Here is a 16,485-nt window from a genome sequence, read left to right on the forward strand (position 1 = left end):
GGTTGTATAGCAATGTTCTAAAAGGTTATAGCGGCCCTTTTTTCATACAAAAAAGAAAGCCGATGCAGCAAACTGCATCGGCTTTCTTAATCTATTTAATTATAGATTAATGGTCGTGAGCTGCACCCGAACCTTTAGGGTAACGGATTGATTCAACCATATCTTGAACATCCTGCGGTACTTCTGCTGTAAACTTGTTCACAACAATTGAAACAATGAAGTTCACACACATACCTAGCGTACCGATACCTTCTGGACTGATGCTAAATAACCAGTTTTCAGGCACGTTTGCCGCTGGGTTGATGAACTTGAAGTACACGATGTAAATCGTAGTAAATGCGATACCAGATAGCATACCTGCAATTGCACCTTCTTTGTTCATCTTCTTATAGAAGATACCCAAGATAATCGCTGGGAAGAAGGATGATGCTGCTAAGCCAAAGGCAAACGCTACAACCTGTGCTACAAAGCCTGGAGGATTTATACCTAGGTAACCTGCGCAGACTATGGCAAAGAAGGCCGCCATCCTTGCAGCAAACAACTCTTGTTTATCTGTCATGTTTGGCCTAAATCCTTTCTTCAATAAGTCATGCGATATTGAAGTCGAGATTACTAGTAGTAGACCTGCTGCTGTTGATAGTGCTGCCGCCAAACCACCAGCGGCTAGTAATGCAACCACCCAGTTTGGAAGTTTAGCCAACTCAGGAGAAGCTAATACAATGATATCTCGGTTGATCTTCATCTCATTGCGCTCATCGCCAGAGTAGAACATCTTACCATCGCCGTTCTTATCGTCCCATGCTACTAGACCAGTACTTTCCCAGTTTTGATACCATGTTGGAGCTTCTGCTGCTGCGACACCTTGCATATCTGGACCGTTAATCGTCTCAATCATGTTTACACGAGCAAAGGCGGCAACCGCTGGTGCTGTTGTATAAAGGATAGAGATGAAGATCAAAGCCCAACCAGCAGAGATACGAGCATCAGATACTTTCGGTACAGTAAAGAAGCGAATAATTACGTGAGGTAGACCAGCAGTACCAACCATTAGTGCCGCACAGATAAAGAATACGTCAACCATACTCTTCGACCCATCGGTGTAGGCGGTAAAGCCGAGTTCTTGTGTTAATCCATCAAGTTTGTCTAGTAGGTATACATCGCTGCCTGTCACGGTTGAACCGAATCCAAGTTGTGGAACTGGAGAACCGGTCATCATAAGAGAGGTAAAGATTGCTGGAACCATGAAAGCAAAGATAAGTACGCAGTATTGAGCTACTTGAGTATAGGTAATGCCTTTCATTCCGCCTAGTACAGCGTAGAAGAACACCACACCCATACCGATGATGATACCCATGTTGATATCAACTTCTAAGAAACGAGCAAATACCACACCGACACCACGCATCTGACCTGCTACATAGGTGAACGATACGAAGATTGCACAGAATACTGCTACCATACGAGCCGTTCTAGAGTAGTAACGGTCACCGATAAAATCTGGCACGGTAAATTTACCAAACTTACGTAGGTAAGGAGCTAGACAAAGAGCAAGTAGTACATAACCACCAGTCCAACCCATTAGATATACACCACCATCGTAACCGATGAATGAGATAATACCCGCCATTGAGATAAACGATGCGGCTGACATCCAGTCTGCAGCTGTCGCCATGCCATTTGCTATTGGGTGTACACCACCGCCAGCAACATAAAATTCACTTGTTGAGCCTGCGCGAGCCCAAATTGCTATGCCGATATATAGCGCAAATGTAATACCGACAAGAATAAACGTCCAAGTTTGAATATCCATTTCTTTAGCCTCTTAATCTTCCTGTACGTTATATTTCTTGTCGAGCGCATTCATGCGTGCAACATATATAAAAATCAACACAACGAATGTGTAGATTGAACCTTGTTGAGCAAACCAGAATCCTAATTTGAATCCACCAATTTGGATTGTATCTAGTGCGTCTACAAATAAGATTCCAGCGCCATAAGACACTAAGAACCATATCGCTAGCAGTGAGCCCATGATCTTTAGGTTTTCCTTCCAGTAGGCTTGAGCGTGATCCGACGATTCGAATGACATTGCCTTCTCCTTCCGTTTAGTTATTGGGTGTTAATAAACTGTTACGTGATTTAGATTAGCAGTACTCTTGCAAGATCTCAGTGCAACTTTAGTCGGGGGCTGAAACAAGAAAACGCCCATATTTAGGGCGTTTATGATAGGTAGGTTATAAAAAACAGATGTTAACAGTTTGTTAACTTAGCCTAAGGTCTAATACTCTACACCTAAGGTCTAACTTTGCAATTCAAGCTGTTGTAGAAGGATAACCGCTTGAGTTCGATTTTGAACTCCGAGCTTACGGAAAATAGCCGTCATATGAGCTTTTATGGTGGCTTCAGATACGCTTAACTCATAGGCAATCTGCTTATTAAGCAATCCATCTGACAGCATACCAAGTACTTTGTATTGTTGCGGTGTTAACGACGCTAATTTTTCAGCTAGGTCAGTATTCACATTGGCATTTTTAAGCAGTTCTTCTGGGAAGAAAGGGTCACCGTTTAATACTTGATTTAGAGCAGCAATAAGTGCTCGCATATCACTTGATTTAGGTATAAACCCGAAAGCACCGTGTGTTTTTACTTGGGCCACAATATTTGGTTCTTCGCTTGCAGATATTACGACAATAGGTAGATCTGGATATTCAGCTCTTAGTTGAATAAGGCCAGACATTCCATTTGCGCCAGGCATTTTCAGATCGAGTAATAAGAGGTCTGGCTCGGCCTCTTTATCAAGCAGGCTTAGTAAAGCTTCTAGCGAGTCTGCCTCGAGTAGGTTTGCACCGCTGATCGCCATATGTACTGATTGAAACAATGCATTTCTAAACAGTGGATGGTCATCCGCGATGATAATTGTGTAAGTCGATTCCATGACGTTAAGGGCTCTTTATAATTTAGTTAAATAATAGCTTCAACTAAGTATTGTACGCTTTAGGCCAATGGACAATAATTGTTCGTTAAATTTCTGAACAGTATCGACTTTTAAGTTTTTTTATTGAAGTTTTATCTGTTGATTGCCTATATAGGATGTAACGAGATAAAAGTCATTAACGTGGAGAATGAATTAGGGTGCTTTCATCGTGTGAGCATAATTCAATTTTTGCGGTTATACACAATGAATTTATGCCCGATATGTAAATACCCGATGAAAGCCCCTCTGTTTTAAAACCATTTACTTGCCTAAATTTTGAATAGATAAGTGCTCTAGAAATGGTTCAGATTCAACAAACCCAGTTAATCTGGCATTAGAAATATAGTTTCCACGGGCGTCCCAAAAATCAATGGTTGGTAAGCCCATTACTTTTAGTCGCTTAAATAGCTCGATATCATCGGGTGTGTTTTTTGTTACGTCGGCTTGTAGTAAAACAAATTCTTTTAACTGGCTCTCGACCCCAGGAGTATGAAAGGTATATTTCTCAAACTCTTTACATGCGACGCACCAATCTGCGTAGAAGTCTAACATCACCGGTTTGTTAGCTTTATTTGCGAGTACTAGCTGTTGTTCTAACTCATCTACAGAGGTAATACGAGTAAAGCTGACTTGAGGCTGATAGCCGTTTCCTTCTGTATCACCAAACCATTGGTTATAAACAGGCATAGCTGAAGCAACTAACCCTAATACAGCAATAACACCGACTAAGCTCTGTTTCCAACCACCAAACTCTAAGCTATTTTTAACGTGATAAAGCCAACCAAAGGCAACCACACCAAGAATTCCCCATAATGTAATGGCCCATTGCTCTGGAATAATTCGTTCAATTAAAAATATAGGCGCCGCGAGAAGAATAAATCCGAATAAGATCTTAACTCTGTCCATCCAAGCACCAGCACGTGGAAGTAACTTATTGCCGAATACAGCAACAATAATTAATGGTATACCCATACCTAATCCAAGAGCATAAAGAGCCACGGCTCCGGTTAGTAAATCTCCACTCTGTGCGACGTAAAGTAATGCCCCTGAAAGAGGTGCTGTCGTACAAGGTGAGCAAACTAGACCAGAAATCGCTCCCATAGCAAAGACACCAAGCAGGTTTCCACCTTTTTGTTTGTTGCTTTGTTGGTTTAACCATGTCTGTACGCTAGTAGGCAACTGAATGGTATATAAGCCAAACATAGACATGGCAAGTAAAACAAACAGGACACTTAAACCGATAAGAACGAAGGGGTGCTGCAGCGCCGCTTGAAATTGAAGCCCTGCAGAAGCGACCACCAAGCCTAATAAGGTATAGGTTAGTGCCATCCCTTGTACATAAACGAATGAAAGTCCGAACGTTCTTGCTTGGCTTAGTTTCCCACTGCCTAAAACAATACTAGTGAGAATAGGATACATAGGGAAAACACAGGGTGTAAATGCTAAACCAATACCGAGTGCGAGGAACATAAATGGAGTCCACCAGTTATCAGCTAAGTTGCCTGCCAGTTCTGATTCTTTGCTTAATCGTTGCGTTTTATCCGCCACACTGACTTCTGATTTCTTGGTGTTGTTTTTAATTGAGTCAATAATAGCGGCTGACGTGTTCGTTTGAGAAAACGGCATGAGATCGATGGTTTTTGTTTCAGGGGGATAGCAAAAGCCCGCTTTTGCACAACCTTGATATTGAACAATCAGTTTTGCGCTTTCTCCAACAGAAAGCAGTGGTACTTTAATGCTTAACGGTTCGGTGTAGATATTAACCGAACCAAAAAATTCATCTTGATAAGGAGAACCATCAACCATATCGAGATCACCAATTTGTGCGTTTTCTGCACTAACGGATAAGCGCTGTTGGTATAGGTAATAACCTTCCATTACATCCCATTCAAGATGCACGGTTTCACCGATTTGGCTGCCATAAAAAGGGAATGCTTGCTCGACCGTAACAAAATCTGAATTGTTATTGTTGAATCCACCATTGGAACTCGATGCGCTTGGGCTATTAAAAAGTGCTAAAGCCGAGCCAGAAAAGGAGAGTAATCCGATAAGTATTAGAGAGAAAAAAGCGCGCATATAGATCAACTACTAAACCAAGATAAGATGAATATAAGACCGGATAAGGTCTAGGAAGGTTTCATCATACTAGAGAAAATATGGAAAAATAGTGAATAAGCTAACATGAGCTAAAATAAAGGAGACCGAAGTCTCCTTTATAGAGGGATTTTTAAAAAAAATTACAAGATTAACCCACCAAAGGTAAAACCTAACGCGACTGAAGTGGTGATAGTAACCACTCCCGGAATAAAAAATGGATGATTGAATACATACTTACCAATTCGTGTTGAACCGGTATCATCCATCTCAACCGCGGCAAGCAGGGTTGGGTAGGTAGGCAGTACAAATAGAGCACTGACGGCGGCGAAGGATGCTACGGCGGTTAATGGGGCAACACCAATAGCAAGTGCTGCGGGCATCAATGCGGTTGTTGTGGCACCTTGAGAATAGAGCAACATAGAAGCAAAGAACAGAGTAATTGCTAGCATCCAAGGGTACTGCTCTAGAATATGAGCGGAAAACTCTTTGATTTCATTAATGTGGCTCGAAACAAAGGTATCACCGAGCCATGCAACGCCAAGTACACAAACACAAGCACTCATACCTGACTTAAAGGTTGCCGCATTAGCAATTTGGGAAGCATCTATTTTAGTGATCATGACAATTGCGGTGGCAGCTGTCAGCATAATTGCCATGATAGCATCGTTACGACCGATGGTCGGGTTTTCAATTAGACCCACGGTTCCACTGATCATGGTTGCATAGATAACGACGGCAATAATAGCAGTTAGGAAGATATATACAGATGTCTTTGCTGAAGGAAGAATCGTTCTAGTAGTTACTCCTTTATTCTTAACTAGCCCCTTTTTCATGCGCTCTTGATAAGTTTCGTCGTCTTCTAGTTCTTTACCCATCATATTTGCTACAAAAGCGCCCACCATACAAGCAATGAACGTTGTTGGAATACAAACGGCTAACAAGCTCAGGTAGTCAACACCCAGAGGCTCTAATATTCCGGAAAAAAAGACCAGAGCAGCCGAGATAGGGGAGGCGGTAATAGCGATTTGTGAGGCGACAACAGCGATGGAAAGAGGACGCGATGGTCTTATACCTTGTTCTTTAGCCACCTCTGCGATTACAGGCAATGTAGAAAAAGCGGTGTGACCAGTGCCAGCTAGCAGTGTCATTACATAAGTAACGATAGGTGCATAAAAAGTGATGTTTTTTGGGTTTTTTCGTAAGAACTGTTCGGCGAGTTGTACTAACCAATCCATTCCCCCGGCCACTTGCATTGCCGCTATAGCGGTGATCACAGACATGATGATTAATATGACATCAACAGGAATATTACCAGCGTCTACACCTAGTACCATCGTCAGTACAATAACACCTGCACCACCAGCAAAGCCGATACCAATACCACCAATACGAGCGCCTAAAAATATAAATAACAGTACTATAAAAAGTTCGATCATGACCACAAGTCATATCTCCATAATTGGATAATTTAGTTGAGCGAGGTGCAAAGGGGTTACCTTTATTTACTTTGCACCTATTGCTTTAGATTAGTCGTAGCGTTTCGCTTTATACTGAGGCTTCATTAAATTCTCTACTGAGAATATATCGTTGAGTTGCTCTGCAGTTAGCAACCCCTTTCCAGTACAACTTCTCTGACGTTTTTTCCTGTTTCAGCGCAAATTTTCCCTACAATGTCGCCCTCATGGTGACCAATGTACGGGTTAAGGTAAGTGACTATTCCAATGGAGTTGAATACATACCCTTCACAAACTTCTTTATTTACCGTAATGCCATCGACGCATTTATCGCGTAGGTTAATACAGGCGTTCTTTAAGAGGTCTAGCGATTCAAACATGCTTTGAGCGATAACCGGCTCCATCACATTCAGTTGGAGTTGTCCGCCTTCTGCTGCAAAAGAAATGGTCGTGTCGTTGCCCATGACTTTAAAGCAAACCTGATTGACGACTTCTGGCACCACCGGGTTAACCTTTGCAGGCATAATGGACGAACCTGCTTGAAGCTCAGGTAGGTTAAGTTCATTTAAGCCAGTGCGAGGCCCTGATGAAAGTAGCCTCAGGTCGTTACAAATTTTGGATAGTTTAACCGCAAGCCTTTTCAATGCGCTGTGCGCCATAACATAGGCGCCACAATCTGACGTGGCTTCGATGAGGTCTTCAGCAGGAATGCAACGATATCCAGTAACATCTGCAAGATGTTTAACAGCGAGTACTTGATATCCATTTGCGGCATTAAGCCCAGTACCAATAGCGGTTGCACCGAGGTTAACTTCTAATAGCAGCTCAGCAATATATTTAAGGTTGCGGATCTCTTCGTTTATGGTGACAGCCCATGCTCGAAACTCTTGTCCAACCGTCATTGGGACAGCATCTTGAAGCTGAGTTCGCCCCATTTTGATGATAGAGTCAAACTCTTTACTTTTTAGGTCAAAAGCGCCTTTAAGGTATTCAACAGCTTCAATAAGATGATAAATACTGGTGTAAACAGCGACTCGAAACCCTGTTGGGTAGGCACAATTAGTTGACTGACTCTTATTGACGTGTTCGTTTGGATTTATAAACTCGTATTGGCCTTTCTCTTTGCCCATTAATTCCAAAGCGACATTCGCAATAACTTCGTTGGTATTCATGTTGACGGAAGTTCCTGCTCCACCCTGGAATACATCAGATGGAAATTGATCCATACATTTTCCGGTTTGCAAAATAAGGTCACAAGCTTTAACGATATAGTCAGCAATATGACTAGGAATAACGCTTAATTCGTTGTTGGCTAAGGCTGCCGCCTTTTTGGTCATGACCATTCCACGGATAAATTCAGGTACATCAGAAATTGTGTTGTTTGAAATATTAAAGTTCTCCATCGCTCGAAGCGTATGGATACCGTAATAAGCGTCAATAGGTACGTGACGATCGCCTAGGAGGTCGTGTTCAATTCTTGTGGCTGGTTTGGCTTTTAGATTGGTTTTATTTAGTTTGCTCATAGTCTAGCCCTGGATAATTATTCTAAGAAAAGAATGAATGACTGGCCATTTCCGCTTTGTAGCTTCCGTTCGACAGATTAGATGGCATTAAATCCTTGCAGGCTTCATCGCAGATGATACCCAATTAGTGTTAGGGGATTAATAAACTAACCATATTCTAGGTCAGCTTTTTGTAAAATATTCATTATTTGTATTAATACTGTAAAATATTGTAATTGCCCTGTTTGAACGATGGTTTTGCAAGTACACTGAGAGTTATATTCACTGACCCTATTTGATCATTGGAGAGCGTGTGTTTCCTATTTTATTGTTGCTGTTTATCTTTGTTCCTATTGTTGAAATTGGCCTATTTATTCAAGTAGGTGGGTTTCTTGGTTTATGGCCAACTATTGCGCTAGTGCTTGTGACTGCTTTTGTAGGGGCTTCTCTTGTGCGTAGTCAAGGTATTGCAACACTCATGTCAGTACAGGGTCGTTTACAGCAAGGCGAAATGCCAGCACAACAAATCCTTGAAGGCGTTATGCTAGCGGTAGCGGGTGTGCTTTTACTGACTCCTGGGTTTATGACCGATGCGTTTGGAATGCTCGTGTTATTGCCGGCACCAAGAGCAAAAATAGCGAAAGAGCTCATGAAAAGAGTCAAAATTAACAGTGTGGCCGGCGGTGCAGGCTTTCATGCGCAAGGTGGTGGATTTGGTCAAAGCCCATTTGGACAAGACCCATTTCAATCATCGCGTGATGATGGTAATACTTTCGAAGGAGAGTATGAGAAAAAAGATGATGCTAATGACAGTAATGATGGTTCAAATAATCGTTTGAATTAGCCTTCATAGGCTTCTATGTTGACGAAACTAGAAGCCTATACCCTTCCGCGTTACTAAATTGCCCCTTTAAACCCTAATTGGCGCCAAGCTTCAAAAGCGATAATCGCAACTGCATTCGAGAGGTTGAGGCTTCGACTATCTGGCATCATCGGGATGCGAATTCTCTGCTCTAATGGCAAGCTTTCTATTAAATCGGCTGGTAATCCGCGAGTTTCTGGTCCGAATAACAGTACATCATTAGCTTGAAAATTGGCATCCACATGATGCCCTGTCGTTTTCGTTGTGCAAGCAAAAATTCTAAACGACCCTTCACGTTCATTCTCTAAATAGTCGATAAACGCAGCGAGGTCTTTGTGTCTTTTTACTCTTGCCAAATCATGGTAGTCCAAGCCAGCTCGGCGTACTTTTTTCTCTTCCAGATCAAATCCTAACGGTTCGATGAGGTGCAAGTTTGCTCCACAGTTAGCGCATAGACGAATAATGTTGCCTGTGTTTGGAGCTATTTCTGGTTCAAAAAGTGCAATGTCGAGCATGATTTTCAACGTGGTTGGTTGCTGGAAGTGCGAGTATAACGAGGGTCAGGTCGGTTTCAAAGAAGAACCGACCCTTGTTAATCTGAACTATGGATAATTATGCCATTTCACTCGGTAAGGTGATGGTCATCTTTAATCCACCTAAAGGGCTTTTTTCTGCACGAATAGTCCCATTATGTTGGCGCACGGCGCTTTCAGTTATTGCTAATCCCAATCCTGCACCTCCAGAATTTCTATCTCTCGCGGTCGATACTCGATAGAAAGGCCGAAATATGTCATTTAATTCGGTCTCTGGTACACCATCGCCATCATCTTCAACACAAATAGCGAGTGTTTTGTCAGATAGAGTGAATTGGACGCGAATCGACGTATGGCTATAGTGAATAGCGTTGCGAATAATGTTTTCAATAGCACTCATTAATAGGTTTGGATTACCCGTTATCGAACAAGTTGGTATTTTACCGTAAATGAAGGACTTCTCTTTTTGTTCTGCTTCAAATTGAGCGTCAGAAATAATCTCCTCCCACAGAGTGGTCGCTGAATGAGTCTCTCTGACTTGATGGCTATTAACCTGCATACGAGAAAGTTCTAATAGTTCGCCTATCATTTTCTCTAGACGTTCAGCTTCAGTATCGATACGAGTTAATTCAGATGATTCACCTTGTTTTCGAGTTGCTAATGCGTTTGCCATTCTTAAGCGTGTAAGTGGGGAACGAAGCTCATGGGATATGTCTGATAGCAGTCTTTGATGACCAGATATCATCTGATTGATAGCGATCACCATTTGGTTAAATGCTGCGCCTGCTTCACGGAATTCCGAGCTGCCTTTTTCGAGATTCGGGTCTTCAATGAACTCGCCATTTGCAACCCTTCTAGCTGCATTTTCTAGTAGGCGAGCGGGTTTACTGAGAGCATAGGCTAACCAAAGAAGTAAAGGGGTACTGACAAGCATAACGACTAGAAGAAGCCGGATTGGTTGATCAAATAACTGTAATAAAAAGGGTGGAGTTTGATCCCATTCTCCAGCGATAAAGAGAAGTAGTTGTTGATTTGCGATGGTCACGGGCATCGGGCCAGCTACCATGTAGCGGCCATATAATCTTTGTTGTGGGCTATCTAATGAATCAAGGCTTGTAATAAAGTTTTGTATTGCACGACGCTGCATTCGGCTATTAGAGTCGATTAAATTACCAGTAAGATCAGAAAAATAAATTACCGGTTTTCCTTCTTTTTTCTCGTCTCTTCCTTTGGGATTTACTTTGTCTAATACAGCTCTAATAGATTTATAGTTATCGTATTTGTCTTCAAGGTGCTCACCCAACTTAGAAAGTCTTTCGATGTTGTTTTTTTGTATGCGATGTGTTTGCCTCGGATCCGCATCTTGAACAAGCAAAACGGCGATCAAAACTAAGGACAGGGTAAACCAAAAAATGGCAAAAATACGGCCATAAAGATTGGATATTTTAGGAAGTCTCATTTATCCCTCCTCAACGAGCATGTAGCCGCGCCCTCTTAAGGTTTTTATTCGAGGCTTTCCATCACTGCGTTCAGGTAACTTTTTGCGTAGATTAGAGACGTGCATATCAATGGCTCGGTCAAATGGGGCTAAACGTTTACCCAGTACATCTAAGCTCAACACCTCTTTGGTCAAAGATTCACCCGGATACTGTATAAAATGCGTAAGCAAGGCGAACTCGGTCGTGGTTAACTCCAAAAGCATACTGCCAACATAAGCTTCTTGCTTGCCAGGATAAACTTTAATGTTTTGATATTCGATGTAGTCAGTTGATTTGGCGGTGCTATTGACTTGTGTTCGTCTAAGGATAGCTTTAATACGAGCGAGCAGTTCTCTGTCACTAAATGGTTTAGGAAGGTAATCATCGGCACCGAGCTCTAACCCTATCACTCTGTCTATTTCTTCCCCTTTTGCTGTCAACATAAGCACGGGGATTTCCCAAGATTCTCTTAGCTTTTTCAGCATGTCCATACCATTCATTCTCGGCATCATGACATCTAATAGTATGAGGTCGATTTTGTCGTTTACAGCGGCAAGCCCTGCTTCACCATCGTTAGCTTCGGTAATGTTGAACCCTTCGAATGTAAGAACTTCTTTGAGTAGACTTGTAAGCTCGATGTCGTCATCAACTAATAAGATGTTGGCCATTATTGATACCTCTTATACTTTTGTTACGTTTAGTATGATAGATCTTACCTGTAAAATTAACTGCTTCTTTTATCTTTACGCTTCTTTACGCTTTCTAGACGTTACTTTACCGTGTATCACCTATTCTATGCTTAACCGCTGTGAAGACAGCAAACTTAAAAGAATAACGTGAGGAATAACCTATGAAAGTAACTAAAAAATTAATCATTGCCGCAACTGCTCTCCCGATGATTTTTGCGACAACGAGCGTATTTGCATACGGTGGTAAAGGTGGAGACAACCAGCGTGGTAAAAATGATGGATTTGATAAAAGCTTAATTCGTCAGTTAGATTTAACTGATGAACAGAAAGAACAACTAAGTGATTTGCGTGAAGCTAACCGAACAGAAATGCAAGCAGATCGTCAAGCAAATAGAGAAGCTCGTCAAGCGGAAATGAAGGCACAGCATGCTGCAGTACAAGATCTTGTACTTGCCGCTGACTTTGACCAAGATAAAGCAGAACAACTTGCTAAATCAATGGTTGAAAAACAAGCAGAGCGCCGTGTGCAAAAACTAGCTAAACAACACGAAATGATGAGCATTTTAACTGACGAGCAAAAAGAGCAATTAAAAGAATTGCAAGCAGAGCGTATGGAAGAAATGTCAGAGCGAATGGAGAAACGTAAAGGGAAAAACAAATAAAGCCTAGCTTATTCATTAATCCTCTACGTATAGAAAAGCAGCCTTGTGCTGCTTTTCTTCGTGTTGTCGGCTACAAAAATAAAATGATACCCAAGTCACAAATTCATGGCTATAATCCAACCAAATCTTCCTATTTTGATCTGATATGAAAGAAGAATACGCCCGTTTAGTGTCAATGGCTGCCTGGATGGCAACTGCAATAGCGACATTACTTCTGATTGTAAAGCTAGCGACCTGGTGGGTTACCGGCTCGGTAAGTTTACTGGCATCACTCATTGACTCTTTACTCGATCTTGCTGCGTCTGGTGTTAATTTAGTGGTTATTCGTTACGCTCTTCAGCCTGCGGATGAACAGCATACTTTTGGGCATGGAAAAGCAGAATCTTTGGCTGCACTTGCTCAGGCTATGTTTATTTCTGGGTCTGCGTGTTTTCTTATCCTTAATGGGGTGGATCGCTTCTTTCGCCCACATGAGTTAACTTCTCCAGAATACGGTGTCTATGTGAGTCTTTTTGCGACGCTTGTTACTTTGGGGCTTGTAATGTTTCAAAAGCACGTTGTAAGAAAGACAGGAAGCCAAGCAATATCTGCAGATTCGTTGCATTATCAAACCGATATCTATATGAATATTGCGATTATGTTAGCACTTGGTTTGAGTTATTTTGGTGTTACTCAGGCAGATGCAACATTCGCGGTTGGTATTGGTGTATTTATATTGATTAGTGCCATAAAAATGGTACTAGAAGCCGTTCAATCCTTGTTGGATAGGCAGTTACCAGAAGAAGAACTCAACACCATTCGTGAAGTGGCTATGTCTGTTGAAGGTGTTTTGGGTGTGCATCAATTAAGAACTAGAATGTCAGGACCAGTTAGGTTTATTCAGTTGCACTTGGAATTGGAAGACAATATGTTACTGATCCGGGCTCATGAGATATCGGATGAAGTAGAAGAACAACTTATAAATGCGTTTCCAAATGCAGATGTTCTTATTCACCAAGACCCATATTCTGTAGTCTATGGGACAGAAAAAGGACAAAAAGAACTTGGTTGGTAAATTTATTTCAGTAATTACACCGACAAAAAGCGTTATTTTGAGCTATCTTTTGTTTGAATGAAGGAAACTGAAACCGATTCTGATGTGAATCAACTCAGTTGTCCCTCAAAATGTAATACTCTTTCATAAATGAATAAATTACATCATTTATTGGCTCCCTAAGACGCAAGAAGCGCAATGAGCGAATATAGGAAATGGCTATTAAGAATTCTGCCGATATTGTTATAAACAATATTACATGATGACAATGTTGGTATTTAAAATTTGTAAATTTGATTTAAAAATCGAGGGTGAGCATGATTAAGAAGATTGGTGTTTTGACAAGTGGCGGTGACGCACCTGGGATGAACGCAGCCATTCGTGGCGTAGTACGTACCGCACTTTCAGCGGGTATTGAAGTGTATGGTATCTACGACGGCTATCAAGGCTTATATGAAAACCGTATTGAAAAATTAGATCGTTCTAGTGTTTCTGACGTGATTAACCGTGGTGGTACTTTCTTAGGTTCTGCGCGTTTTCCAGAGTTTAGAGAAGTAAAAACTCGTGAAAAAGCGATTGAGAATCTAAACGAACATGGTATCGAAGCATTAGTCGTTATCGGTGGTGATGGTTCTTACATGGGGGCTAAGAAGCTAACTGAGATGGGTTACCCATGTATTGGCCTACCGGGCACTATTGATAACGATATTGCTGGTACTGACTACACTATCGGTTACTTAACAGCGCTTAACACTGTTATTGATAATATTGATCGTCTACGTGATACGTCATCATCGCATCAACGAATTTCTATTGTTGAGATTATGGGGCGTCATTGTGGTGATTTGACCTTAATGGCTTCGATTGCTGGTGGTTGTGAGTACATCATTACTCCGGAACAGCCATGGAGCAAAGAAGAGTTAATTGCAAGTCTTCAAAGCGGCATCGCTAAAGGTAAGAAGCATGCCATTATTACGCTAACAGAGCTAATGATGGATGCGAATGAACTTGCTAAAGATATCGAAGCGGCTACAGGTCGAGAGACTCGTGCAACGGTTCTTGGTCATATTCAACGTGGTGGTCGTCCGACGGCATTTGACCGTGTTTTAGCATCTCGCATGGGTAATTACGCTGTCCATCTTCTAATGGAAGGTGAAGGTGGTCGTTGTGTTGGTATCCAAAAAGAGGAGCTGATTCACCATGATATAATCGATGCTATCGAGAATATGAAGCGTCCAGTACGTACAGATTTATATAAAGTTGCAGACGAATTGTTCTAGACTTAATTAGAAACTGATAAAAACGGCCACTAAGAGATTAGTGGCCGTTTTTATTTTTGTAATGCTTTATAAATAAAAAAGTCAGCCTTGGCTGACTTTTTTGTCACCACTAAGCGCAAAGCTTAGATGATATGAATAAATTAAGCTTTTGCTACTGCAGCTGCTTTAGCGATTGCTGCAAAACCTTTTGCATCAAGTGCTGCACCACCAACTAGCGCGCCATCGATATCAGGCATGCCAAATAGTTCTGCTGCGTTGCTATCTTTAACAGAACCACCGTATTGAATAACTAGGTTCTTAGCTACTTCTTCGCTTGATAGAGCGATGTGAGCACGGATAGCTGCGTGGATTTCTTGTGCTTGCTCAGCTGTTGCAGCTTTACCAGTACCGATTGCCCAAATTGGTTCGTAAGCAACGATAGCACCATTTAGAGCTTCAACGCCTTGAGTCTTGATTACTGCGTCTAGTTGACGAGCACATACTGCTACAGTTTCACCAGCTTCGTTTTGTGCTTCTGACTCACCAATACAAAGTACAGGAACTAAGCCATTTTCTTTAAGGAATGCGAATTTTTGTGCAACAAATTCATCAGATTCGTTGTGGTATTCACGACGCTCTGAGTGACCGATGATAATGTGAGTTGCGCCAAAATCTTTAAGCATTTCTGGAGACATATCACCAGTGAATGCACCACTGTTATTTAAATCTGTGTTTTGAGCACCAAGAATGATTTTGTTGCCACCTTCTTTGATCAAGCGCTCAGCTAGGTCAACATAAAGTGCTGGTGGAGCAACTGCAACGTCAACACCAGTTACGCCTTCAAGCTCAGCGTTAAGTCCGTTTAGTAGCTCAGTTACCATTGCTTTGCTACCGTTAAGTTTCCAGTTACCCATAACTACAGGATGACGCATAAGAATATCTCCAAAAAGTAATTAATGTAAAAAATAAACAATATTTCGAAAGAATATAACAGATAAAGCCTGTTAGATCATGACACGAATCATTTCTTTATCGAATCTTTGGCTTTAGATCTGTACGGTTGTTAGTCAAACTTGATCCAGCATACAAAATAATAGCTAAACTTTAGAAATTTGCTCGGATTACTGTATTTTGATTCAGTCTGACTTAAGGAAATATATCAAATGCCAAATATTGTATTGGAATACACTAACTCCGTTGAAGATAGAGTAAATATTCAGGGGTTATTAAAGGACCTTCATCAGGTTGCTTTGGATTGTGGTTTATTTCAAGCCGATGATGTGAAGTCTCGTGCTTTGCGATGTCATCAATGGTTGATTGGCGAATATGATGATAGTGAAGACTTTATTCATATTACGTTTGAGATGTTATCTGGTCGGTCAGACGAACAAAAAAACAAGTTGTCTCATCAGCTTATTGATGTCCTAACTGCTCAAGCTGGGACAGTAAAAAGCGTGTCGGTGAACATGCGTGATATGGATAGAAGTACCTTCAAGAAGGTACTCAATTAAATTTAAGGTAAATATTGATGTCGATACCTGAACTGCTTTTTTCATTTCGAGGAAGAGCAAGTCGCAGAACTTTTTGGCTGTGGAATGCGTTCTACTTTCTAATGATTATTACTGTCGCCACTTTAGTGAAAAATCTGTTTCCAGAGTCGGATAGTATGGTGCTTCCAGTAATTTTAGTGCTATTGGTTATTCCTGATCTAGCGATAACAGGAAAGCGTTGGCACGATAGGGGTAAATCTTTGCGTTGGTTAGTATTGCATTTACCTCTTGTGTTGACCCGATTCATGATACCTGTAGCGGAGGCAGGGGGCAATTCCAACCCTCTATGGTGCAATCTATAATATCTCTGTCTGCTATGGCATGCGGTGCATGGATATTTGCTGAGTGTGGTTTGTTTGAAGGCAATAAAGAAGAAAATCAGTACGGCAAAC

Annotated in this window: 15 protein-coding genes and 1 pseudogene; 6 read left to right on the forward strand and 10 right to left on the reverse strand. The window is 41.4% G+C overall.

What is annotated here, in order from left to right; translation table 11 throughout:
- Nucleotides 1-106: 106 nt before the first annotated feature.
- The 6 genes and pseudogenes from PGX00_RS03150 to aspA all read right to left on the reverse strand — a co-directional run bounded on the left by PGX00_RS03150 (nucleotide 107) and on the right by aspA (nucleotide 8,048).
- Complete coding sequence (locus PGX00_RS03150; protein ID WP_272132707.1) at nucleotides 107-1,810, reverse strand: sodium:solute symporter family protein; 1,704 nt, start codon at nucleotides 1,808-1,810, stop codon at nucleotides 107-109.
- Nucleotides 1,811-1,822: 12 nt separating this feature from the next.
- On the reverse strand, nucleotides 1,823-2,089 hold the full coding sequence (locus PGX00_RS03155) for a DUF4212 domain-containing protein (RefSeq protein ID WP_272132708.1): 267 nt from the start codon (nucleotides 2,087-2,089) through the stop codon (nucleotides 1,823-1,825).
- Nucleotides 2,090-2,299: 210 nt separating this feature from the next.
- Nucleotides 2,300-2,935 carry a response regulator transcription factor gene (locus PGX00_RS03160; protein ID WP_272132710.1) on the reverse strand — a complete coding sequence of 212 codons (636 nt, stop codon included), beginning with the start codon at nucleotides 2,933-2,935 and terminating at the stop codon, nucleotides 2,300-2,302.
- Between the two features lie 300 nt (nucleotides 2,936-3,235).
- Nucleotides 3,236-5,050 carry a protein-disulfide reductase DsbD gene (locus tag PGX00_RS03165; protein ID WP_272132711.1) on the reverse strand — a complete coding sequence of 605 codons (1,815 nt, stop codon included), beginning with the start codon at nucleotides 5,048-5,050 and terminating at the stop codon, nucleotides 3,236-3,238.
- A 161-nt stretch (nucleotides 5,051-5,211) separates the two neighbouring features.
- Nucleotides 5,212-6,513: an anaerobic C4-dicarboxylate transporter gene (locus PGX00_RS03170; RefSeq protein ID WP_272132714.1), complete on the reverse strand. Its 1,302-nt coding sequence runs from the start codon at nucleotides 6,511-6,513 to the stop codon at nucleotides 5,212-5,214.
- 84 nt (nucleotides 6,514-6,597) lie between these two features.
- A pseudogene (aspA, locus tag PGX00_RS03175) lies at nucleotides 6,598-8,048 on the reverse strand (aspartate ammonia-lyase).
- Nucleotides 8,049-8,340: 292 nt separating this feature from the next.
- Here aspA and PGX00_RS03180 point away from each other — a divergent pair.
- Complete coding sequence (locus PGX00_RS03180) at nucleotides 8,341-8,871, forward strand: FxsA family protein (protein WP_272132715.1); 531 nt, start codon at nucleotides 8,341-8,343, stop codon at nucleotides 8,869-8,871.
- A 53-nt stretch (nucleotides 8,872-8,924) separates the two neighbouring features.
- Here PGX00_RS03180 and PGX00_RS03185 read toward each other — a convergent pair whose 3' ends face one another.
- The 3 genes from PGX00_RS03185 to PGX00_RS03195 form a co-directional block, all read right to left on the reverse strand.
- Nucleotides 8,925-9,404 (reverse strand): tRNA (cytidine(34)-2'-O)-methyltransferase, encoded by a 480-nt coding sequence (locus tag PGX00_RS03185; RefSeq protein WP_272132717.1) that lies wholly within the window; start codon nucleotides 9,402-9,404, stop codon nucleotides 8,925-8,927.
- 97 nt (nucleotides 9,405-9,501) lie between these two features.
- Nucleotides 9,502-10,881, reverse strand: a complete 1,380-nt coding sequence (cpxA, locus tag PGX00_RS03190) for an envelope stress sensor histidine kinase CpxA (RefSeq protein WP_272132719.1) — start codon at nucleotides 10,879-10,881, stop codon at nucleotides 9,502-9,504.
- Nucleotides 10,882-11,568, reverse strand: coding sequence for a response regulator (locus tag PGX00_RS03195; protein WP_272132720.1), 687 nt, complete (start codon nucleotides 11,566-11,568; stop codon nucleotides 10,882-10,884).
- 182 nt (nucleotides 11,569-11,750) lie between these two features.
- Between PGX00_RS03195 and PGX00_RS03200 the strand changes: the two genes are divergently transcribed.
- The 3 genes from PGX00_RS03200 to pfkA all read left to right on the forward strand — a co-directional run bounded on the left by PGX00_RS03200 (nucleotide 11,751) and on the right by pfkA (nucleotide 14,564).
- Nucleotides 11,751-12,251: a CpxP family protein gene (locus tag PGX00_RS03200; protein ID WP_272132721.1), complete on the forward strand. Its 501-nt coding sequence runs from the start codon at nucleotides 11,751-11,753 to the stop codon at nucleotides 12,249-12,251.
- Between the two features lie 145 nt (nucleotides 12,252-12,396).
- Nucleotides 12,397-13,305: a CDF family cation-efflux transporter FieF gene (fieF, locus tag PGX00_RS03205; RefSeq protein ID WP_272132722.1), complete on the forward strand. Its 909-nt coding sequence runs from the start codon at nucleotides 12,397-12,399 to the stop codon at nucleotides 13,303-13,305.
- 296 nt (nucleotides 13,306-13,601) lie between these two features.
- A complete protein-coding gene (gene pfkA / locus PGX00_RS03210; protein ID WP_272132724.1) occupies nucleotides 13,602-14,564 on the forward strand; it encodes a 6-phosphofructokinase in 963 nt (320 codons plus the stop codon).
- Nucleotides 14,565-14,704: 140 nt separating this feature from the next.
- Here the strand turns inward: pfkA and tpiA are convergent, their stop codons facing one another.
- On the reverse strand, nucleotides 14,705-15,475 hold the full coding sequence (gene tpiA / locus PGX00_RS03215) for a triose-phosphate isomerase (RefSeq protein ID WP_272132725.1): 771 nt from the start codon (nucleotides 15,473-15,475) through the stop codon (nucleotides 14,705-14,707).
- Nucleotides 15,476-15,706: 231 nt separating this feature from the next.
- Here tpiA and PGX00_RS03220 point away from each other — a divergent pair, with 231 nt between their 5' ends.
- Both PGX00_RS03220 and PGX00_RS03225 read left to right on the forward strand, forming a co-directional pair.
- On the forward strand, nucleotides 15,707-16,054 hold the full coding sequence (locus PGX00_RS03220) for a 5-carboxymethyl-2-hydroxymuconate Delta-isomerase (protein ID WP_272132727.1): 348 nt from the start codon (nucleotides 15,707-15,709) through the stop codon (nucleotides 16,052-16,054).
- A 17-nt stretch (nucleotides 16,055-16,071) separates the two neighbouring features.
- Entirely contained in the window at nucleotides 16,072-16,395 is a 324-nt protein-coding gene (locus PGX00_RS03225) for a DUF805 domain-containing protein (RefSeq protein ID WP_272132729.1), read from the forward strand.
- Nucleotides 16,396-16,485 lie beyond the last annotated feature (90 nt).

The sequence above is a fragment of the Vibrio algarum genome (genome assembly GCF_028204155.1).
Taxonomy (GTDB): domain Bacteria; phylum Pseudomonadota; class Gammaproteobacteria; order Enterobacterales; family Vibrionaceae; genus Vibrio; species Vibrio algarum.